The sequence below is a fragment of the Spirosoma agri genome (assembly GCF_010747415.1).
Classification (GTDB): domain Bacteria; phylum Bacteroidota; class Bacteroidia; order Cytophagales; family Spirosomataceae; genus Spirosoma; species Spirosoma agri.
Genome location: NZ_JAAGNZ010000002.1, coordinates 1,469,604 through 1,491,625, shown reverse-complemented (window position 1 = coordinate 1,491,625; position 22,022 = coordinate 1,469,604). Strand labels below are relative to the sequence as shown.

General features: G+C 52.0%; 14 protein-coding genes. 7 read left to right on the top strand and 7 right to left on the bottom strand.

What is annotated here, in order from left to right:
- The first annotated feature begins 176 nt into the window (after positions 1 to 176).
- The 3 genes from GK091_RS22735 (at position 177) to GK091_RS22725 (ending at position 6,289) form a co-directional block, all read left to right on the top strand.
- Complete coding sequence (locus GK091_RS22735; protein WP_164042311.1) at positions 177 to 953, top strand: META domain-containing protein; 777 nt, start codon at positions 177 to 179, stop codon at positions 951 to 953.
- A gap of 161 nt (positions 954 to 1,114) precedes the next feature.
- On the top strand, positions 1,115 to 4,537 hold the full coding sequence (locus GK091_RS22730) for a ThuA domain-containing protein (RefSeq protein ID WP_164042309.1): 3,423 nt from the start codon (positions 1,115 to 1,117) through the stop codon (positions 4,535 to 4,537).
- Between the two features lie 483 nt (positions 4,538 to 5,020).
- Positions 5,021 to 6,289: a hypothetical protein gene (locus tag GK091_RS22725; RefSeq protein ID WP_212592993.1), complete on the top strand. Its 1,269-nt coding sequence runs from the start codon at positions 5,021 to 5,023 to the stop codon at positions 6,287 to 6,289.
- A gap of 148 nt (positions 6,290 to 6,437) precedes the next feature.
- Here the strand turns inward: GK091_RS22725 and GK091_RS22720 are convergent, their stop codons facing one another.
- A complete protein-coding gene (locus GK091_RS22720; protein ID WP_164042307.1) occupies positions 6,438 to 6,995 on the bottom strand; it encodes an RNA polymerase sigma factor in 558 nt (185 codons plus the stop codon).
- A gap of 551 nt (positions 6,996 to 7,546) precedes the next feature.
- Positions 7,547 to 8,011 (bottom strand): hypothetical protein, encoded by a 465-nt coding sequence (locus GK091_RS22715; protein WP_164042305.1) that lies wholly within the window; start codon positions 8,009 to 8,011, stop codon positions 7,547 to 7,549.
- A 211-nt stretch (positions 8,012 to 8,222) separates the two neighbouring features.
- On the opposite strand from GK091_RS22715, the gene recQ reads away from it, so the two are divergent.
- The 4 genes from recQ to GK091_RS22695 all read left to right on the top strand — a co-directional run bounded on the left by recQ (position 8,223) and on the right by GK091_RS22695 (position 14,508).
- Positions 8,223 to 10,355 carry a DNA helicase RecQ gene (gene recQ / locus GK091_RS22710; RefSeq protein WP_164042303.1) on the top strand — a complete coding sequence of 711 codons (2,133 nt, stop codon included), beginning with the start codon at positions 8,223 to 8,225 and terminating at the stop codon, positions 10,353 to 10,355.
- Positions 10,356 to 10,538: 183 nt separating this feature from the next.
- Positions 10,539 to 11,609 carry a lytic transglycosylase domain-containing protein gene (locus GK091_RS22705; protein ID WP_164043005.1) on the top strand — a complete coding sequence of 357 codons (1,071 nt, stop codon included), beginning with the start codon at positions 10,539 to 10,541 and terminating at the stop codon, positions 11,607 to 11,609.
- 168 nt (positions 11,610 to 11,777) lie between these two features.
- Entirely contained in the window at positions 11,778 to 13,022 is a 1,245-nt protein-coding gene (locus tag GK091_RS22700; protein WP_164042302.1) for a lytic transglycosylase domain-containing protein, read from the top strand.
- Between the two features lie 265 nt (positions 13,023 to 13,287).
- Complete coding sequence (locus GK091_RS22695; protein WP_170312767.1) at positions 13,288 to 14,508, top strand: lytic transglycosylase domain-containing protein; 1,221 nt, start codon at positions 13,288 to 13,290, stop codon at positions 14,506 to 14,508.
- On the opposite strand, the gene GK091_RS22690 is transcribed toward GK091_RS22695, so the two are convergent.
- The 5 genes from GK091_RS22690 to GK091_RS22670 form a co-directional block, all read right to left on the bottom strand.
- Positions 14,509 to 15,531 carry a DUF4249 domain-containing protein gene (locus GK091_RS22690; RefSeq protein WP_164042300.1) on the bottom strand — a complete coding sequence of 341 codons (1,023 nt, stop codon included), beginning with the start codon at positions 15,529 to 15,531 and terminating at the stop codon, positions 14,509 to 14,511.
- A gap of 1 nt (position 15,532) precedes the next feature.
- Positions 15,533 to 17,890 (bottom strand): TonB-dependent receptor, encoded by a 2,358-nt coding sequence (locus GK091_RS22685; RefSeq protein WP_164042297.1) that lies wholly within the window; start codon positions 17,888 to 17,890, stop codon positions 15,533 to 15,535.
- A gap of 63 nt (positions 17,891 to 17,953) precedes the next feature.
- Positions 17,954 to 19,264: a cryptochrome/photolyase family protein gene (locus tag GK091_RS22680; protein ID WP_164042294.1), complete on the bottom strand. Its 1,311-nt coding sequence runs from the start codon at positions 19,262 to 19,264 to the stop codon at positions 17,954 to 17,956.
- Between the two features lie 107 nt (positions 19,265 to 19,371).
- Positions 19,372 to 19,719 (bottom strand): hypothetical protein, encoded by a 348-nt coding sequence (locus GK091_RS22675; protein ID WP_164042292.1) that lies wholly within the window; start codon positions 19,717 to 19,719, stop codon positions 19,372 to 19,374.
- Between the two features lie 268 nt (positions 19,720 to 19,987).
- Positions 19,988 to 21,955 (bottom strand): CocE/NonD family hydrolase, encoded by a 1,968-nt coding sequence (locus tag GK091_RS22670; protein WP_164042288.1) that lies wholly within the window; start codon positions 21,953 to 21,955, stop codon positions 19,988 to 19,990.
- Positions 21,956 to 22,022: the final 67 nt, after the last annotated feature.

The following is a 22,022-nucleotide window of genomic DNA, read 5'->3' as shown; positions in this document are numbered from 1 at the left end:
GTATAAACGGATAAAGAGCAACTCCTGTAGGCCAACAGCATTATGGCTTGTTTATCGTTTGTTCTAACAGGAATATAATGCCTGTGAATCCAGTCGAAGTTATCTCATTTTTTCCTGGATTGATCGAACGATTTTGGGGGGCGGTGACTTGTTAGAGCAAACGTACTTAGCGTACCATGCGACTCATTTTATTTAGCATTCTGCTTCTTTTCTCAGCCTGCCGACGCCCATCGAAGCAGTTGCAGGCGATGCTCACGCCTGCCGACCAACCCGAGATTGCGGACTACACGGCCAACCTGAAAGCGGGTGATGATCTGATGGCGGTGGGTAATGATCCGGCGTGGTCGCTGGTCGTCAATCCGTCGAAGGGAACACTGCGGTTCAAATCGATGACCGGCGATAGTCTCAGTGCGGTCAGTCCCGAGCGCCAACCGGATTCCGATGGTTCGTTCCGTCTCGACATTGTGGTGGGGTCAGAGCGTTTCAACGCCCTGTTTACCCCCGACAGTTGCGTGAACAAATTGTCCCGGCAGCGCTTCGATTACCGCGTTGAAGTCAACTTTCGCAACAAAACGTATGTAGGGTGTGGCGTATCACTCCGCCAGGTCGCTTTGTTACAGGACATCTGGGTGCTCACTGACTTACAGGGCCAACCCATCACAACCAGCGGTCAGAACACCGACGTGCCCCGGCTGGAAATTTCGCTCACCGAAGGGCGCGTGACAGGTACAACGGGTTGCAATCGGTTGAGTGGAACGGTCCAGGCTGACAGCCGGCTAATCCGGTTTGGCCCACTCATTACCACCAGAATGGCGTGCGCCGATCCGGTCAATACGACGGAAGCCAACTTCCTGAATCTACTGTCACAACCGCTGGCTTATCGGGTCGGCGATGGGAAGCTGATTTTCCGACAGAAAGGCAAATCAGTCGCCGTCTTTAAAAAAGTAGATTAATGGGCATTTATGCGATTATTTCAGGGGGAAGCTACTAGTACGATGTCATGTTTTTCGTTACTTTTGCTTCTTACTAAAAGACAATCGAATAACCGAATAAGTTAACGCTCGATTTCTTTTCATGCTTTTACCCCAATAATTCTGCATAATCCCCAATCTCTATGAAAAACTTCCGGCTCCCCTCCCGCGCACTGCTGCTGGCGGGCGTGCTGGCTGCTTCTGTGCCCGGTTTTGCCCAGACAACAGCCAAGCGCAACACAGCCACCAAACCAGCCACCGTTTCGGCGCAGGCACCCGTTGCACTGAACCGCGTACTGGTTTTTTCGAAAACAAAAGGCTACCGACACGCATCGATCCCGGCGGGTAAGAAAGCCATCATGAAACTTGGTCAGGAAAACGGGTTTGCCGTTGACACGACCGAGGACGCCAGCAAGTTTACCGAAGCGAACCTGAAAAAATACAGTGCTGTCATCTGGCTCAGCACCACGGGAAACGTGCTTGACGAGTCGCAACAGGCAGCTTTTGAGCGATACATTCAGGCCGGTGGTGGCTTCATGGGCATTCACGCGGCTGCCGATACCGAATACGACTGGCCGTGGTACAATCAGCTGGTGGGTGCTTACTTCCTGAATCACCCCAAACAGCAAAACGCCGAAATCGAGATTGTCGACAAGAATCACCCGGCAACCAAAATGCTGCCCGACCGCTGGAAACGGTGGGACGAGTGGTACAGCTACAAGAGCATTGTTCCAGAGCTGAAAGTACTGGGTAAGCTCGATGAGAAAACCTACGAAGGAGGCAAAAACGGCGACAATCATCCGTTCATCTGGCACCGCGATTTCGACGGCGGCAAATCGTTCTACACGGGCGGTGGCCACACCGATGAGTCGTATACCGACGATCTGTTTTTGCAGCACATCTTGGGCGGCCTCAAATCAGTGATGGCGACCAGTCTAAAATTCAGTCAGGCCAAGACCCAGCCGTATCCCGAAGAAAACCGCTTTGAACGGCAGGTGTTGACCGCCAATCTCGACGAACCAACCGAACTGGCTGTGCTTGACAATGGCAAAGTGCTGTTTGCCGAACGGAAAGGCGCATTGAAACTGTGGGACCCGAAGAAGAACACCGTTAAGGTCGTTGCGAACTTCCCGGTATTTACCAAGTTTGAATACGGCCTGATGGGTTTGAACATCGATCCGAACTTCAAACAGAACAAATGGGTATACGCCTACTATTCGCCGGTAACGGGCAATTCCGTTGCCGACACAGCCCAGCACCTTTCCCGTTTCGTGTATGACGATGTGAAGGATACGCTGCTGCTCAACACCGAGAAAGTGCTGTTGACCATTCCGGTGAAACGCGATGGTTGCTGCCATACAGGCGGTTCGATTGCGTGGGATCGCAAAGGCAACCTGTATTTGTCGGCGGGTGACGATACGAATCCGTTCAACTCCGATGGTTTTGCGCCGATTGACGAGCGCAAAAACCGTGGCGGTTGGGATGCCCGTTTGACATCGAGCAACACGAACGATCTGCGGGGAAAAATTATGCGTATTCACCCCGAAGCAGACGGAACGTACACGATTCCCGAAGGAAACCTGTTCCCAAAAGGCAACCCGAAAGCGCGTCCTGAAATTTACGTGATGGGCAACCGTAACCCCTACCGGATTTCGGTCGATCAGCGGACAGGATTCCTGTACTGGGGTGAAGTTGGTCCGGACGCGGGTAACAACAGCGAGAAATACGGTCCGCGCGGCCACGACGAAATCAATCAGGCACGGAAGGCAGGCTATTTCGGCTGGCCTTTGTTCGTAGCCGATAACCGTCCGTACCACGCTCGTTCGTTTGCCGACAGCACAACGGGGCCACTTTTTGATCCACAGAAGCCCATTAACGATTCGCCCCACAACACGGGTCTGACCGAATTACCACCCGCGCAAAAAGCGTTTATCTACTACCCCTACGCCGAGTCACCGGAGTTTGGTGACATTGTTGGCAAAGGTGGCCGTAATGCGATGGGCGGTCCCGTCTACTACTTCGACGACTATGCGGAATCATCCGTTAAGTTTCCCCGCGCCTACGATGGCAAATTCTTCGCCTACGACTGGATGCGCGACTGGATTCACCCGGTTACGATGAAGGAGAACGGCGATTTCGTGCAGATGGAAACGTTCATGCCCAACACGAAATTCTCGCACGTGATCGATATGCAGTTTGCCAACGATGGGTCGCTCTACACGCTCGAGTACGGTCAGCAGTGGTTTGCCGCCAACTCAGACGCCCGCCTGTCGCGCATCACGTATAATGCAGGTAATCGTAAACCCGTTGCCATGGCCAGCGCGAACAAGATGGTCGGTTCGGCCCCGTTGACGGTCAAATTCGATTCGAAGGGCTCGATGGATTACGACAACGACGCGCTTAAATACGAGTGGACGTTTGGTAACGGTATGCCAAAACAAACGACCGCCAATCCGAGCGTTACCTTCACCAAGCCGGGCCTTTATACGGCTACGCTGAAAGTGACGGATGTTGCCGGAAATTCGGCGACAAAATCGATGGACGTTAAAGTTGGGAACGATGAGCCAAAAGTTGAGGTGGCCGTTGCTGGTAACAAAACGTTCTACTTCCCCAACAAACCCGTTAAATACGCGGTGAAGGTTATGGATAAGGAAGATGGCACGTTACAGAAAGGCATCAGCCCCGATGACGTAACCATGACCATCGACTACCTCGAAGGGTTTGACAAAACGATGCTGGCGCAGGGACACCAGGCCAATACTGGTTTTGCGACCGGCAAGCGTCTGATCGAACTGAGCGACTGCAAAGCCTGCCATTCGGTCGATAAGAAGTCAATCGGACCTGCGTATATCGATGTGGCGAAAAAGTACAAAGGTGGTTTTCAGGTCGAGGGTAAACTGGCCCGGAAGGTCATCAGCGGTGGTGGTGGCGTCTGGGGCGAACAGGCGATGAGCGCCCACCCGCAACTGAAAGAAAGCGAAGCAACCGATATGGTTCGTTATATTCTGTCGCTGGCCAACGAGAAACCCGTAAACCGGCAACCGCTGGCGGGCGATTACGTACCGGCCCAGCAGAAAAAAGACGGCTCGTATGTCTTGACCGCCAGCTACACCGACCGGGGCAACGGCAACATTGGACCCATCACAGGTTCGACTTCGATGGCCTTGCGTTCACCACTCGTTAAGGCTGTTTCTGCCGACGTGAAACAGAATATTTTCGAGTATGACATCCCAACAATGGGACCAGCCGCTATCGGTATGCAATCGGGTAGTTTTCTGGCCTTCAACGACATCGATCTATCCGGAATTCAGGGTCTTACGCCAACCGTTTTTGCCTCGAACGATCAGGTGGTCGGTGGCAAGCTGGAAGCCCGGCTTGACTCGCCCACAGGCACGCTTCTGGGCGAAACAAATGTCAAGTTCGGCACAAACGGTCCGGTTAGTATTCCCTTCAAGCAGCCGGTTCAGGGTGTGCATAAATTATACCTCATTTTCGTAAATCCTGAGGCTAAACAGAAGCCCCTATTTGCGATCGACAAGGTGCAGTTTTCTACGCAGGGCATGTAACCGTCCCTTGGTAGAATACCGTCTATTTCCCAAACAGCCCGCTATTGCGGGCTGTTTTTGTTTTCGGGCTGCCTTAGCCTTACTTTATTGCGCGGGTTTCTACCCGCGTTACGGCAAGGATTACACGGCTATCCGGACACCTACTTTCTGGTTATTCCTGTCTCAAAATCGTACTGTTTTTTTTCAGGATGGCGATCTATTTTGCGATTTCTAGTGTTTATTTGGTAAGATTGAGCAATACCATACCAGCGGCAAGTTTTTTTTCATTTCACGGGCAATTCCTTTCGTTTTTTGCTGACAAAATGAGTAATTTGTGGCTCTATAGGACATTGATCTGAAACGGTTCGCTTTTTCAGCAATCTTCATAAGTGGGCACGTCTCAACGTGCTTTTTTCGACACCCATAAACGTTCAAAATCTTTTTTTTCGGCTGCCTTATCGGGGGTAGCCTTGTGTGGTATATACTATCATTCTAGTTAGGTCTATGGAAGAAATAATTCGGGTCCCGCTCAGCCATGGCGATTCGATAGTGAGTAGTAACTTTGGCCAGCCAGGGTGTGCCAAAGATCAGGCAGTTTCTGCCAACCTGGCTTTTGATAACGCCGTCAAACACTTTCTCCATGAATGGGTAGACCACAGGGCGGCAACAGTACCATCAGACCACAGCGGTGATGACCACACGCTGGATGAGTTTATTGAGCACGGCGCATTGCGTAGCTTTTTCAAGCATACCGAAGACGCACTGGAGCAGTTGCTCGAACAGCCCGACATAGCCCGCCATTTGCTTCGTCCCGTTAGCGAAGTCTACTTCCAGTGCGATGCGTATGAACCGCTGTTCTCAAAATTTGAGCAGCGCATCTATAACCTGGCAGCCCAGCGTGAACACCGGGAAGTTTCGTTTCGCTATTGCTCGATCAGCAGACAGGGCCCCCATGCTGATATGATCAGGTTCGCCGATGTTGATCCTGACCAGTGGCGGGAAGACATTGGTGTGTATTTTGGCACCCGGCGTTCTGATGAGACCGCATTGACTCTGCTGGCCCGGCAACTCCGTCGCCAGGCGGGGACACCCGCTTCATTGCCCATTCATGTTATCACAGAAGGATACATGGAGGATTCGATGCGGGTCGTTAAAAAGATTACAGAGCATATTCAGGGCGAAGATGCCTTCATCCCCCATTGCTTCGTCATTCAACGGCGTCATGCGGCCGATGATCGGCATCTTGGTGCGGCATTGCTGATCATGCATCCAATGCAGCCCGACAAACCCCAGCGCATTATTTTTTGTGATACACTGAATCCGTCGGGGATTCCGCCCTGGTGGCATTCGTTCAAACGGAAAGTAGACGCCGTATTTCCGCAACCCGAAGACGCAACACCCGCATCGGCGATGCTGGAAGATGGTGGCGTCAAACTCCAGCGCCTTCACGATGGTGTACCCGTTCGCCATCAGGATATCGATTGTGCCTTTTATACCGCGTCCATCGTTCGGGCTCTGATCCAGCTCGCCCAATCGGAACCGGAATTGATCCTGACAGGTACTATTGGTGAACTGGTAAGTCAAATGACGGCGCTCATGCCGGAATATTACGAACGGGAAAATCAACCGCGAGATCCGGAGCTTGTTCGGCGAGTCAACGTCATCCGTCGCTGGAAATCAGGACAGGAAGCCTTAACGAACATCCTGCTTAGCCGAATCGCAGAATCGCCCCTGCACCCACCGTATGTTGAGGAGACAATGGCAACTCGATAAGGGTACGTTCCCACCAAGACCAGCTCAGGGCTTACAACTCTCCTATACGGATTGGTTGTAAGCCCTGAATCCGTTTAGGATTCGCTTGATGGGCGGCTGCGTGCTGTTCGCCCATAAACATCGATCCGTAAACAGCCAAACGGAGGCACTACCATAAAACCGGATCAGGTTTGGCAAACCGTTTGTACAGCTTATCACGCGTGCGTTTCAGCCGCATTTTTACGGAGCTTTCGGTGAGATGGTGTACGCGTGCAATCTCTTTGATGGATAGACCTTCCTCGTATCGGAGTCGCAGAAAATAAGCTTCCTGATCAGGCAGGTTATTCAACAGCTGCTCCAGTTCTAGTAAACGGTGTTCCTGCAGCACAAGGGAATCCTGTTCCGATAATGAGTTGATCAGTTCACCCGATAAAGATTCCGTACTGAATCGCTTACCGATCCGAAGCTGATCCAGACAGTAGTTATGCGAAATCGCGTAGAGCCACGTAGAAAAGGTAGACCGATTCTGGAACGACTCCATCTTGTCAAAGACTTTCAGAAAAATATCCTGCGTATAGTCCTCAGCCGTTTTGTCGTCTTTGGTCATCGAAAAACATTTTTTATACACTTTCCCTACATACCGAGTGTAGAGTTCCTCAAAAGCATCAATCGTAATTGCAGATTGCTGTTGCGTAGTTGATTCTCCAATTTCCGTTTTCGTTAACATGTGTCGAGCTGGACTATTAAGTAGGCAAAATCGTTGGGCGGTTTAATCGTTAGTCTGACAATCACACTTGCTGATTGATCAAACTGTATCTTTTCGTCATAACCCGTGCAGATAGAGGAATTGATGATGGTACAAAGTGGTAAAGATGCGGAGGGATATTACACTGCAAAAGAGCATATTTACCTATTTTAGCTATTGACCGGCGACTTTCGTTCTTTTTCTCGTGCCGATCATTACTAGTCCTCCGAAATAAAAACCCTTGTTTGACGCCGAAATCATTCTCTGCAAAACCCACGGCAATGCCTGCGAGCGAATAGTAGCCACTGTACTACGTCGACCTTACCCTTCACTGCGTTGGTAAGACAAGCTTTACCGGCACTTGCAGGCTACTGCCAACTCATCAGTGGTAAAGGGTAGGCCAAACAGGAGCTTGGCCTGTCCTTTGGTAGAAAGAACACTAGTCATTAAAAAGAGCGGGGGTTTGCGTCATCTCACTGTTGCATGAGACGGCGTAAACCCTCGCTTCCTGATCCGGTTCGGGCCGACAGCGATCAGTCTTTTGTTCCGCCCAAATACGTCTTGTTGCCTTTCTTATTGATGTAATACTTGCCTCCACGCGGACCCGTATAGACCGTTGCTCCACCGGGTCCTTTGGTTGTCTTGTCAACAGGCGATTTATAATCGGCGGGCGTCGCTTTCTCCTCTTTCGGCACCGCCTTCGCCATTTTATCATCCTTCATCGACGGCTTACTCATTTTATCGTCCTTGAGACCTGAGTTATCGGCGGCTTTCTTTTCAGCCTTTGCTACTTTTTTGGCCGCCTTTTCGTCATCAGTCATCGTGGCTTCTTTGGCCGCTTTCGTCTCAGCCTTCGCTGCTTTTTTAGCGCTCTTATCAGCGTCATTCTGTTCTTTCTTTGCCTTCGCTTTACCGGGCTTAGTATCGTCCTGCGCTGTTCCGTTGTAGGCTACTAACAGACTCACAAACAGGCTTAGTATTGCCACTGTCTTTTTCATAATGGTACGTTTTTAAGAAGTAAAAAATCAGTAAATTAAGGGTATTGCGACGGAAAGATGGGCATAAAATCACCATTTCGGTGACGTAAACGACTTAAAATTTGCTTAAATTTGACAGATAGACGAAAGCCCGTTATCTCTTGGACAACAAGGCTTTGTCGTCACAATCAAACGTCAGTTTACCCGACGTACTACGTATAGACATCATCCAATGACCAGTGAAGCTCCGATTCGTTCCCAGAATCCCGCTGATTACCTCAAACGTTATTACGGCTACGATCGCTTCCGGCCCATGCAGGAGGCTATTATCGAGTCGATACTGAGCGGGCGTGATACGGTTGTTCTGATGCCAACGGGGGGCGGCAAATCGGTTTGCTTTCAAATCCCGGCGCTGATGCTCCCCGGTATCACCATCGTCGTTTCTCCGCTGATCGCGCTCATGAAAGATCAGGTGGGGGCACTGCACATGAACGGTATTCCGGCGGCCTACATCAACAGTTCCCAGCATGGTCGTGAGCAGCGTGATATTGAAGAAGATGCCCTCAGCGGTAAACTCCGTTTGCTGTACGTGTCACCCGAGAAGCTCCTGACCGACTCATTTCTGAGCTTTTTGACCCGCATCAACGTCTCTCTGTTTGCCATTGATGAAGCCCATTGCATTTCGTCGTGGGGGCATGACTTCCGGCCCGAATACACGCAGTTGAATATTCTGAAGGATCGCTTTCCGGCAATACCAACCATTGCACTGACGGCCACCGCCGATAAGCTGACCCGGCAGGATATTGCCCAGCGGCTCAACATGAACGACCCGGCCATTTTTGTGTCTTCTTTTAACCGCACGAATCTGAGCCTACAGGTATTGCCCGGTCAGAACCGCATTCAGCAAATCGTCAAATTACTACAGCAAAAGCCCGACACATCCGGCATTATTTACTGCCTGAGTCGAAAATCGACCGAATCACTGGCGGCTAAGTTGCAGGAAAAAGGGTTCAACGCGGCTTTCTACCATGCGGGTATGGACCCCGCCGACCGGTCACGTACGCAGGAGGCCTTCCTGCGCGATGATGTACGGATCATGTGCGCAACGATTGCCTTCGGCATGGGAATCGATAAATCGAATGTCCGGTGGGTGATTCATTACAACATGCCCAAAAATATCGAGGGCTTTTATCAGGAGATCGGTCGGGCTGGTCGGGATGGGGCGGCTGCGCAGACGGTGCTTTTCTATAGTTTCGCTGATGTGGCGACCTACAAGGATATGCTGTCCGAAAACAGCCCGGCCAATCTGGGTCTGCAACTGGCCAAGCTGGAACGGATGCAGCAATATGCCGATGCGCATACCTGTCGCCGTCAGATTCTCCTCTCCTACTTCTCGGAAGAATTGCCCGAACCCTGCGGTAACTGCGATGTCTGCCGCGATCCTCGTATCACGTTCGATGGCACTGTTCTCGCTCAGAAAGCGCTGTCGGCCATCGTTCGTACGGGGGAACGTGTTCCGATGAACCTGCTGATCGACATTCTGCGCGGCTCCCGAAGCCAGCAGGTCTTGCAGGGTGGCTACGATCAGGTCAAAACCTACGGCGCGGGTCGCGATCTGCGTTTTGAAGACTGGCGCAATTACCTGCATCAGCTTATCAACATTGGCGTCATTGAGGTTGGCTACGACCAGCACTATGCACTTCGTCGGGGAATTCTGGCCGATCAGGTCCTTTACCACAACCGCCGGATCGACCTCGTCCGGCCCGATGATGCGCCGAAGCCCATCGTCGAGAAAACACGCGCGAAAACCGAAGCGACCCGCGACGAGCTTTTCGAACGGCTGCGTACCCTGCGCAAACAATTGGCCGACGAGCAGAACGTTCCGCCGTACGTTATTTTTACCGATACCACGCTGGAGGATATGGCCCGGCTACGGCCAACCACACCCGATGCGTTACGGAACGTTAGCGGGGTAGGTGAGCGTAAACTTCAACTGTTCGGCAAGCGCTTCCTCAACGAAATTATCGGTCACGTTCGGGGACGGGTTCAGGCCGGCGAAAAGCCCAAAGGATCGACCCAGTTAATGACGCTCGAGATGTTTACAAATGGCATGACAATTGATGAGATTGCCGCCGATCGAAAACTTACTACGGGCTCCATTGCGGGTCATCTAGTGCAACTGGCAAAGGCTGGTTATGACATTGATCTGGCATCGCTGATCAGCCCTGACGAACGACGGGAGATCGAACGGGCGATCAAGACGATTGGCCTGGAAGAGGGTCGTTTAAAGCCAGTTTTCGACCATTTTGGTGGCCGGTACGATTACGGCAAGCTCACCCTTGTAGCGGGCCTTCTGGAAAAGTAAAATCCAACTTTTAGCCAGACCGTTGGATAATTCTTAGATCATCTGTTTGGTATATACCAGACTATCAGCTACATTCGTGTATTAATCCAGGACGAGCCCGCTACTTCGGTACGGGTTTTTTCGTCTTATTGTGTCACAACAAACAACGTTATCTTGATTAAAGAAGTAAGTTTTTCACTGCTCATGGCCGCCATGAAACCAGCAGTCGCTCCCCCCAGTTGGGTAGCCGATACAAGCCGGTCACTTTCATCGTCCAACGGCCTGAACAATCCCGCATTACTCGTTGTCGACTCATCCAGACGAGTTTTTCCTATCTATTTTTGCGGTGAAGAAGTCCCGGTTCACGAGCAACGCGTATCGCGCCGATGGCTTCAGACGTTGCGTACCTACGGTGCCCAGGAAGCATTTCTGTTCGACCTTCGCAACCGGGCTTCGACCTTTTTTCCGATCATTGATCCAATTCTTCGGAAGTACAAAATTCCACGCGATTTTCGATTCATGCCCCTGGCCGAAAGCGCCCTGGACAATAACAGCGTATCCTACAAAGGAGCATCCGGCTACTGGCAGTTGATGCCCGAAACCGCCCGCGAACTGGGCCTGACGGTAACGAAGAAGGTCGATGAACGTTATGATCTCGAAAAAGCGACCGTTGCCGTTTGTCGTTACCTGCACCAGTTATATGGTCAGTTGGGTTCCTGGACGCTCGTTGCGGCTGCCTATAATGGAGGTATCACGCACATCCAGCACAAAATGGAGCAGCAGGGCCATTCTAACTACTACAAGCTACGCCTGCACCGCGAAACAAGCCACTACCTGTTCCGTATTCTGGCCTACAAAGAGTTGCTGAGTAACCCCCGCCAATATGCGCTCCTGCTCCGGACATCCACGATCGAACAACTGATCAAACCGTTACCAAGCTGGCACAAACCACTGGCGCTGCCGAAGAAAATTAAGGACGCGCCGACCGTTGAACTGGTCGATGCCGAATTTGCGGACCCAACCTGGGGACCCCGTCCCAACACCGCACTGACCAAAGTACCATCCGACACACAGCAACTCATTGCGATGGCTACGTCGGCGAAGACACCCACGGCATTGCCAACTGCCGATCTGGAACAGCAGAATACCGAATTACCCATTAAAAAGCTGATGATGGGCCTGATGGTCCTGCGATTCCGTCGTCCCCGTATACTACAACGGAAAAAAGGAGAGGGTGAGGGCATGCGGCCAATCCACTTCTGGGACTGGCTCTAGCCATACGTTTCGTGCCAAATGCAGGGCTACCTGCTCAGTTAGTCGATAACGGCTAATCGGGCAGGTAGTTTCATTTGGCACGAAAAATGCCCAGGCGATTATGTAACCATAGGCTGGAAAACAAGTCTAAAAAACATAACCTATGGGTCATGTATACTCGCCGTACTGATGAATATAATCACGTCTTTATCACTAGCCACTGGCTTGTTGGTGACTGCTGTACAATCAAACGTTAGCTGTTTATCGTCATCAACCAGTCTGCACACCTCAATCAGTCCAGTCCCTGCTTCGGCCTCCTTCGAACCGACGCTAAGGCCATTGCTTCCGCCCGTTTACTTCTGCGGAGAATCTGTCCCGCTTCATGAGGAAACAGTAGCACGTCGGCTGGTATCGGCGCTGGTCGTCAACACGAATCAGAATCAGGCGTTATACCGAATCCGGCAGCGGGCAGCTTCGTTCTTCCCAATCATTGAGCCGATTCTCGCCCAGTATCACATCCCGTCCGATTTCAAATACCTGCCGCTGGTGGAGAGCGCACTAACCGGATTTGCCGTTTCCCCAAAAGGAGCCGTTGGTTACTGGCAGTTTATGCCCGCTACCGCACGCGAACTGGGCTTATCGATTCGATCGGGAAACGACGAACGGCGAAATCTCATTAAATCAACCGATGCCGCCTGCCGATACCTGCGCTACCTTCATAACCGACTGGGTTCCTGGACCCTGGCTGCTGCGGCTTACAACAATGGCATTGGCGCCTTGTTGGGAAATATACGTCGGCAACAGCAACGCGATTACTATTACCTCCGGCTGAATGCCGAAACAGGCAAGTACCTGTACCGAATTCTGGCGTTCAAAGAGCTATTTTCCAATTACCAGTGTTACGAAGGCATTATTTCGGATCGGATGATGGCTTATTTGAGCCAGCCTCTCAAGCCCGCATCGAATGACGAGGATAACGATGAGGTTCTGCTGCCAGAATCCGTTGTCAATGACGCCACGAAACTGGCGATGAATACAGCGACGTCAGGGGCACCCGCTCAGGTCAATAGGCAAGCCAGCGATATTCCGCTTCCTAATGCGGCTGATGTGTTTCAGGGTGGCATCAAAGCACAGCTGGCTCAATCGGCCAGTCTGCAACGGGGTCAGGTATGGGTTTTTCACCTCACGCGCAATGGTATGGCCGATGGTAAAGATGTAGACGAGGGTGATGTGCTGTATGCGGTCGTTGAGGACATTGATACCAGAGCGGGTAAATTATACCTTCGCGCCGACAAACTGTACTCCGTCGATGAAAAGCATACCTATAATCTGGCCCTCGCAGCTGTAGATGCCTCAACGGGTCGCATCGGCATCAAAATTCCCGATATGGATCAGGTAAAATCAGGCTGGATTCTGACCTGGAAAGCTTTGTAGCGCACTACTTTACAGCTCAACCGTTTCTGACGAAGCCGGGGCAACCCGTTAACAAAAGTCATACCAGCGGCAGATCGAATCGAATCTATTTTATGCGCCAAATGCTCGCCGGACGGTGTTTCGTACGCCGTATCTTGGAAATACGGCGTACGAAACACCGTCCGGCGAGCAGACTCATTATATCAACCCAAGACGTACCTACTGAGCCTGAACTAAACCTTTAACCCGCGTTGTTGTCTATAGGCTATACCATCGACCATTTGTTTTGATTACTGCCATACGATCCATTTTCCTGACACTCTGCATCAGCCTGCTTATTATTCCGGCTGCGTGGGCACAGAAAAAGATAGCCGTTCGGCCCGCTCTTACCCGACCACGGCTAGTAGGTGGCTTGACCCGACTTCATTTTTGCGGGGAAACTGTACCGACCGAGCAGGGTGAAGTGACAACGAAACTCGCGTATGCACTGGCGGGAAGCAGCGGCTACAGCCATCATCTGGCTAGCCTGAAAGCCCGCTCAGCCCCCTACTTTGCCGTTATCGAACCTATTTTGGGCAGACACGGAATTCCCAACGATTTTAAATACCTGCCGCTCATCGAAAGCGCGTGGCAGTCGAATGCAGTTTCCTCGGCGGGGGCGGTTGGCTACTGGCAGTTCATGGACGAAACCGCTCAGGATATGGGGTTATCCATTGCGCCGGGCAATGACGAGCGCACAGACCTCCGTAAGTCGACCGAGGCAGCCTGCAAATACATTCGGTTCCTCTACAGCAAGCTCGGTTCCTGGACGCTCGTTGCAGCCGCCTACAATGGGGGTGTCGGGATGGTGCAGCGCAAAATATCGAAGGTTGGCCACCGCGATTATTACGCCATGACCATGAATGCCGAGACGGGGTATTACCTCTACCGGATTCTGGCGATGAAAGAACTGTTCACAAATCCTTCCTATGGTATGGGTGCTCCGGGTATCATGCTGGCGTCGTCGGGTAATGCCTACGAGCAGGAACGCGCCCAGGCCCGACGTATGGGCTGGCTTCAGGAAGAGGAACCGGAACCGGTTGGTGTGCCGGTCGAGTCACTGGTGAATCCGACAACGGGAAACCGAAACGAAGCCGTGGCTATGGATAGCGTCTTAACGGAATTACTCAAAAATAAATCAGCGGCATCGCAGGTCTTCATTGGCGATCTGTCCGCTAAACTGGTCAGGCCGGGCCAACTCAAGGTAGGGCAAAGCTGGACGTTTGTTTTGACGGAGGATGTTCAGATCGGCGAAGATGAGCTGAAAGCCGGTGATGCCCTGTACGCCGTAGTCGATGATGTTGATACGCAAGGCAATCTGTTCCTTCGCGCGACCAAACTAATCTCATCCCAAACCAAAAGTGTGATTCCGGTCACGCTGACCGCGATGAATCCGGCTACGGGTTTAGCGGGCCTACCCCGTCCCAAACCGGTTAAACCAGGCTGGGTCGTGCAATGGAAGTTGTAGTTACTGCCAGCCATCCGGTTCGTAAACCGGTACGTTTCCGTATGTTCGCCGGCAATCGCCCGTCGGCACAATCTGGCTGCTAATAAATCCATACACCGCCGAACCCGTAGCCTCTTCGGCCTGATTACGAAACCGCTTCCGGGTGAGGGATGTAACGGCGAAATAACCTCGTGCCACATCAGCCGGGTCATTGACGTTGACAACATTACCCGTTACGGGTGCCGGTAATGGGTCAAAAATACTCCCCGTTCGGGCGTTTTGCTGCTGGTAGAGCGTCCAGAACTGGTAATTTGCCTGCGTTATACCGTACTGCTGTACTTCCACGAGTTGTGGGCCAACTGCATAGATTGGCAAACTCAATACGACCCGGTTCCGAAGGATGTTTCCATTGATCGACTCGTCGCTGTAAATGTTGACCACGTTATTCACAACGGTAGTCCAGCAACGATCGAAGCAGATAGACGGACTGCCAAGACTACAGAGCACACCCGTCGATTTTCGGGTCGTGATTCCGTAAGCGGTCCAACGATAGTAATTTTTCTCAGTAGCCGGGTCACGGGTTGTAATAGCGTAAGAATACCGATAGGGCGTAACGATGTTATCCAGTCGTACCAGGGTTCCCGCTATACTGTCGATCGTGGGTACGTTTGGCATCCGTTCAGCTTTGGTCGTGTACTGTTTACCAGTATTGAGCGCAATAGTCAGGCTATAAGCACGGCCTATTTCGCCCCGAAACGTCGAGTCTGCCGTTTGGTAAAGACCCAATCCAAGTGGTGTGAACGGCGTCGATCGCCCCTGATCATTGGCCAGGCGAAGCTGCGCCCCATCGACTGGATAGCTACCCGAATTAGCTTCCCCAAACCCGCCGGTATAACTCAGTCGGACGGTATAGGGTGGCGCTTCATTGGTGATCTGACCCTCAATGACCAGACGAGGTTCTTCCGTCCGGATAGGCAGCTCGACCTGATCGATACAGGCCAACAGGAAGCTCATACAGAGCAGAATAACGAAGAGCCGATACATATCAGAAATAAAAATTATAGGCGATTGACGGAATCAGCGTTCCAAATACGGACAATCGGTACGATTCAGTGCGCTGGTTATAGCGCGTGAAATAAATGGAATACGGATTTTTATGGGCATAAAGGTTGTAAACACCTAGTGTCCAAATGCCGTATCGTTGTTGGGCTTTGGTAAAGCGTGTGTCTTTCGAGAACGCGACGTCTAATCGGTGATAGTCCGGAATCCGGTCGGCGTTTCGGCGGGAATAATCCTGGACCGGCTCGCCATTATACGTATACTGTCCGTCGGGATACGTAGCCGGAACGCCGGTATAATAAACGAAATTCGTGGAGAACGACCAGTTATGCGACATGGCCCAGCGAGCCTGAATGTTGAGCGTGTGGGGTCGGTCAATATACGATGGGTAGTAGACGCCCTCGTTGATGCGCAACGCATCGAAGGCTGTTTGCACGGCAAGCAGCGACCGGGCATAGGTGTAGTTGAACTGGCCGGTCAGGCGTCCCTTGTTGCTACTAACGCCAAACTCAATGCCATAGGCGCGTCCGTTGGCTTGCAGCAACGCCGTTTCCAGCGTCGGATTTAAGATCAGGTTCGCCCCGTACCGATACTCGATCTGATTCTGCAATCGCTTATAATACCCCTCCACACTTAGCTCGATCGCATTGTCCCGAAGGTTTTGAAAGAACCCTAATGATACCTGATCGGCAATCTGGGGCGGCACGTAGTTGTCACTCAGCTTCCAGAAGTCAAGCGGTGTAATGGCGGTCGTATTTGAAATCAGGTTCACGTACTGGCGCGTCCGGCCTGCGCTGGCCTTGATCGCGGTGTGTTTCGCCACCTGCACGCGCAACCCAAACCGGGGTTCCAGTCCGCCATATGTCTTGATGGTCTGTCCAGTACCATACCGGATAGAATCGGTAATCGTTTCGGGCGAGCGTGGTAAACCCTGTTCGTAGTCATAAACCGTTCGCGATCCCAGAAAGGCAAACGCCGAATAGCGCATTCCGACCTGAAACGAAATTCTGGGCGTCAGCTCCCATTCGGTGTTGACGTACGCGCCCAGCTCACGACCGTATTCGGGATCGATTCGTCTTGGATTAACGCTGGAATTCTCGCCCGTTGGCTGCGCATTACCCGTTTGGACCTGATAGCGAATTGCGTTCGCGCCAACCTGAATCTTGTGCTTCTGGTTGATCGTATAAAACAGATCAGCTTTGCCCTCCCGCTGCTCTATATACGACGTAAAGCGAAAGGTAAGGCCCGGTGTAACCCCATCGACATTCAGATGGTAACCACTGTATAGACCGGTTACATTCAATTGCAGATTTGGCCGAATCAGGTAACTCCAGCGGCCCGTCAGCACGTCCGATTTCCAGCCGTACAGCGTATCACCTGGAAACCGAAAGTTGTCCTGACTCCGGTAGGCCGACAGCGCAACGGTGTTCCGCTCGTCGGGTGTGTACGTCAGTTTGAGATTGCCATCGTAAAAAAAGGCCCGGCTATTTTTGACACTCGCCGTTGGAAACAACCCGAGCAGGTAGTTGGGGAAAGCAACCCGACCGCCAGCCAGCAACGTAAGTTTTTTGCTGATTGGCCCATCGACCACGACCCGTGCACTAACCGGACTTAGCCCACCGGATACCCGCCAGCCGTCCTTGTTGCCGTTGCGCGTACTCATCAGTAGCAGCGACGACACGCGCCCCCCGTATTGCGACGAGAACGCGCCTTTGCTCAGGCTGACATCCTGGACCAGATCTGAGTTGACGTTGGCGTAAAATCCCAGCAAATGCGACGTATTGAACAAAGGTGCGCCATCCAGCAGCACTAAATTCTGATCGGCCCGCCCCCCCCGAACGTTAAATCCGCCTGCACCCTCCCCCGCCGTTGTGACACCCGCCTGCAACGACAACGCCTTCAGGATATCGGGTTCGCCCAGCACGACCGGCATTCGTTTCAGCTCGGGCATACTAAGCTGAATCTGTCCCATCTGCGCCGAACGAATGTTTTTATCGACCCGAACAGCCCGAACATCGACTTCCTCCAGATCGGTCGAGCGCGGCTGAAGGTAGTACTCGATCTTCTTATTGCCATCGAGTACAACAGCCTCACGCCCCCTGATGTAGCCTACCGCCGAAACGTACATGGTCAGTAAGCCGGGCGGATGAGTCAGGCTGATGACGCCCAAACTATCGGCTTTTGCCCCGGCTCTTGTCTCAGCGATGAACAGACTAGCGCCCGGAATTGGCTTTTTCGTCACCCCATCCTGAACAAGCACGCTCAGTCGGAGCCGCTGTTGGGCCAGCAAGGGAATTGTCAGCCCAAAAAGAAGAAAAGGAAGCAGCGCTAGCCGTACATTCATACCGTTAGATTGCCGTAATCAACGACAGGCAGGAAAAATACATAAGGCAACAAACGGCGCGTTTTACTTTGCCAATCCTTTTTTGTAGGTCTCAACGGCCCGCTGTCGCGCCATCGAATGCTCTACCATTGGTTGTGGATACGATTTTGTGTCGAGTTCCGGAATCCAGTGCCGGATGTATTCTTGTTTGGCGTCAAACCGTTTGGCTTGCCGGTCCGGATTGAAGACCCGAAAATACGGCGCAGCATCTGTTCCAGAACCAGCCGCCCACTGCCAGCCACCATTGTTGGCGGAGAGATCGTAGTCGCGAAGTTTTTTGCCGAAATAGGCTTCGCCCCAGCGCCAGTCGATGAGCAGATGCTTGCACAGAAAACTGGCGGTAATCATCCGGACGCGGTTGTGCATCCAGCCAATCGTATTCAGTTGACGCATACCCGCATCGACGATCGGGTAGCCAGTTTCACCCCGGCACCATTTATCGAATTCGTCTTCATTATTACGCCATTCGATCTGGTCGTATTGACGCCGGAACGAGTGACGCTCCACGTGCGGAAAGTGGTCGAGCACCTGAAAGTAAAAATCCCGCCAGCAAAGTTCGTTCAGAAACGTCTTATCATCGGTTTCGTTCGCCTGACGAGCCAGATCACGAACGCTAATCGTACCAAACCGCAGGTGCATACTCAACTGGCTGGTACTATGTGGTAACGCCGGAAAATCGCGGGTTTTGTCGTACGTGTCCAGGAGTTTGTCCGACGTTGTTCGGGCGGGAAACGGTTCGCCAACGGGCTGAAAATTCATATCGGCCAGCGTCGGCACCGTCAATACCGATGTTTTCCAGAACTGATTGGTGTACTGCTCCGTCGGATAGGCTTTAAGGTAGAATGTATTCAGCTTGCCGTGCCAGTTTCGGCTGTAGGGCGTAAAAACGGTGTAAGGGGTTCGTTTGCCGCTCAGGACTTCATCCCGGTCGAAAATGGTCTGATCTTTACTCGTATGAAAGCCGATTCCCTTCTCGGCTAGTAATTCGCTAACAGCCTTGTCCCGCTCTTTGGCATATACTTCATAATCGTAGTTGGCAAACACATCACCAATTGTGTATTGCCCGGTCAGCTCTTTCCAGACGTCGATCGGTTTGCCATAACGAACAAGAATGGCCGAACCCATTTTGGCCAATTCATCACGCAGCCGATCGATTTCCTGCACCAGAAACTCAACCCGACGGTCGCGCCGATCGTCCAGATCATCGAGAATCGTGCGGTCGAAAATGAACACGGGAAGAACAGGACGGCCACTTTTCAGGGCGTGGTATAGGGCGGCATTATCGTGCAGACGTAGATCGCGCCGGAGCCAGACCAGCGATAGTGTTTCGGACATGGAACAGGTAGTTACGAGTGGCTAACTACCCGTCAACCGCAAATGTTCGGGCATAAAAAAGCCATCCGCCCGGTTCAGAACGAATGGCTTTTTTGTATGGCGTTCCCTTACTCGGGCTGGAACCGAAGCCGAACGGTATGGAGTTCATTGGCATCGCTGCCATAACCCGTCAGCTTTTTGCCCGTCAGTTGCCGAAGCAAGGCGTTGTTAATCTGATCATTCTTGCTGAAAACTTCCAGCTGACACAATTCATTTGCTGAATTGACTCGGAATTGAATCACGACAACACCAGCCCGCTGAGTGGGTTTCAGTGCGTCGGGATAGGATACGTATTTCGCTAACTGCTGCTCCATGTTTTCTTTTGGAGCTTTGGTTTTGCGGGTTTTTGTCGGCGTAGCGTAGGCTTGCGTCGCCAGGAAGCCTACCAGCGTTAGGAGAAAAATTGACTTTTTCATTGACTTCATTCTGTTAAAAAGTGAACAATGCCCAGTCGCCCGAATCCCTCTCGCGAGTCGTAAGGACTAATGTTATCGTAATATTAAGCAAATGTTACGCACATATTACGAATCCTGAAAAACTTAATATTGGAATGAGTCGATTTAGCCACCCGAAACGTCGAAAAAGACTTCAAATACCATACAATTATGCCTTTTTGACCAAAAAAGGGAGATCACCCGCTAGCGATCTCCCTTTTTCCAATGTTACCCAAATGTTAACAAGCCTTTATTTTCCCATACTAGTCAGTTCAATTGACGAGGGATAACTTTCATTGTGATAGAGTCGCATGGTCGCTTTTTGGAAATCGCTGGCTTCCGCCGTACCGATATTCAGGAACTTCTGCGGGTTGCGATCCACGATCGGGAACCATGAATGCTGCACCTGCACCATCAGCCGGTGCCCCTTTTTGAACGTGTGTAATACATCGGGTAACTGTAAACGTACGGTTGTTACTTCACCCGGTTTGAACGGCTCCGGCGTAGTAAAACTATTCCGAAACTTGCCCCGTAACACCTCGGCCCGTACCAGTCGCTGGTAGTTGGCCAGTTGAATTCCTTTCGATGGGCCATCTGCCCGGTTCCTGGTCGTATCGGGCATCACATCGATCACTTTCACGATAAAATCGGCATCGGTGCCGGTCGTCGACGCAAATAATTGAGCATTGATCGGACCAGCCACTGTCAGGTCTTCCGTCAACGGTTCGCTTTCAAAGACAACCACATCGGGCCGGTTTGCCACGAACCGCTGATCCTCGATCACGTACTGATTGTTCCGCCGGGCCTGTACTCCGTTTGTATACGGCACTGGTTTGGCCGGATCACTGATGTATTCCTCGAAGGAGTCACCCGCAACCGGTTTGGCCGTTGTTAACTTCTGGGCGGGGGCCAGGTAGAAACGCTGCTTCTGAACGGTCTTAGGTGGCCAGGTATCGAATGATTTCCACGCGTTAAGCCCCGTATCGAACAGCAGCGCTTCGGGTGCGTTGAAGGTGCCCTTGTCCTTCAGGTGGAAGGCAAAAAACGTCGATTCGAGATTATCCCGGTAGTATTTGGCGGTGTTCTGCCCGAACGTCAACGGCCCAAACTGGCTCCAGTCATCGCGCGACCAGGCTCCGTGTGTCCACGGCCCCATAACGAGCGTATTGCGATTACCCGTGGACTGTTTTTCAATGGCTTCGTAGGTTCGCAGCGCCCCGAACAAATCTTCGGCATCGAACCAGCCGCCAACCACCATTGTCGCCGGTTTTACGTTTTTCAGGTGCGGGCGGATATTACGCGTTTGCCAGTAGTCGTCGTAGGTGTCGTGCTGGAGGTACTCGTTCCAGATCTTTGCCCGGTTGTTATAGTACGTCGGACCGTTTGCATTTTTGATCGGCCCTAAATCCAGAAAGAACTTGTAGGCATCAGTGGGCTTCCACGAAAATAAGGGCTCGTAATCCTCCTGTGGCCCTTTGCGCGGAGAATCGAAATAATTCATGAACGAAAAATTGTCAAGCAGAAAAAACGCGCCATTATGCCGCGCATCATCACCGATAAACTCATCCGTAACGGGTGCCTGTGGCGATACGGCTTTCAGGGCTGGGTGCGCGTTGGGCAAAGCCGCCGACGCGTAAAAGCCCGGATACGAAATACCCATTAGGCCAACGCGTCCGTTGTTGTTCGGAATGTTTTTGAGCAGCCACTCGATGGTGTCGTACGTATCGGTACTCTCGTCGGTCGTGGTTGCCGACGTGGACGGACTACTTTTTTTTCCTTTTTTGGCAGACGACGTAGCGGGCGTTTTCGGCGCATCCACCGCACCGGCGGACCGGCCGGGCGAATCCACGCCGGGCGTCATTTCTTCGAAGTTTCCCTCGCTCATATAGCGCCCCCGTACATCCTGCGTAACGAAAATGTATTTCTCCTGCGACAGGTCTTTGTTCGGGCCGGGGCCTGATTTAGGATACTTGCTTTCGCCGTACGGGCCAGCCGAATAGGGCGTTCGCTCCATCAGAAACGGATAGCGGTTTGTAGGGCTAGCATCCTTCGGTACGAAAATGACGGTGTAGAGTTTGGTCCCATCGCGCATCGCAATCTGCCGGTCGAGCTTGGTGTAGTGCTGCCGGACAAACAGCGAATCGGATGAGGTCGACTGGGCATGGCTGAGCGAAAACGCGCCCAGTACCAGACTAACGAGTAGTTGTAAACGAATCATGAATAGGTAGTTTCCTGAAAGGCCGTTTGTTTAGATGCAAAGAACGCGAAGAAGGCGTAACGTACAC

What these genes read in the sequence shown, in the direction of transcription:
- GK091_RS22735 (WP_164042311.1), top strand. Translation starts at nt 177, where the DNA reads ATGCGACTCATTTTATTTAGCATTCTGCTTCTTTTCTCAGCCTGCCGA.
- GK091_RS22730 (WP_164042309.1), top strand. Translation starts at nt 1,115, where the DNA reads ATGAAAAACTTCCGGCTCCCCTCCCGCGCACTGCTGCTGGCGGGCGTG.
- GK091_RS22725 (WP_212592993.1), top strand. Translation starts at nt 5,021, where the DNA reads ATGGAAGAAATAATTCGGGTCCCGCTCAGCCATGGCGATTCGATAGTG.
- GK091_RS22720 (WP_164042307.1), bottom strand. Translation starts at nt 6,995, where the DNA reads ATGTTAACGAAAACGGAAATTGGAGAATCAACTACGCAACAGCAATCT.
- GK091_RS22715 (WP_164042305.1), bottom strand. Translation starts at nt 8,011, where the DNA reads ATGAAAAAGACAGTGGCAATACTAAGCCTGTTTGTGAGTCTGTTAGTA.
- recQ (WP_164042303.1), top strand. Translation starts at nt 8,223, where the DNA reads ATGACCAGTGAAGCTCCGATTCGTTCCCAGAATCCCGCTGATTACCTC.
- GK091_RS22705 (WP_164043005.1), top strand. Translation starts at nt 10,539, where the DNA reads ATGGCCGCCATGAAACCAGCAGTCGCTCCCCCCAGTTGGGTAGCCGAT.
- GK091_RS22700 (WP_164042302.1), top strand. Translation starts at nt 11,778, where the DNA reads ATGAATATAATCACGTCTTTATCACTAGCCACTGGCTTGTTGGTGACT.
- GK091_RS22690 (WP_164042300.1), bottom strand. Translation starts at nt 15,531, where the DNA reads ATGTATCGGCTCTTCGTTATTCTGCTCTGTATGAGCTTCCTGTTGGCC.
- GK091_RS22685 (WP_164042297.1), bottom strand. Translation starts at nt 17,890, where the DNA reads ATGAATGTACGGCTAGCGCTGCTTCCTTTTCTTCTTTTTGGGCTGACA.
- GK091_RS22680 (WP_164042294.1), bottom strand. Translation starts at nt 19,264, where the DNA reads ATGTCCGAAACACTATCGCTGGTCTGGCTCCGGCGCGATCTACGTCTG.
- GK091_RS22675 (WP_164042292.1), bottom strand. Translation starts at nt 19,719, where the DNA reads ATGAAAAAGTCAATTTTTCTCCTAACGCTGGTAGGCTTCCTGGCGACG.
- GK091_RS22670 (WP_164042288.1), bottom strand. Translation starts at nt 21,955, where the DNA reads ATGATTCGTTTACAACTACTCGTTAGTCTGGTACTGGGCGCGTTTTCG.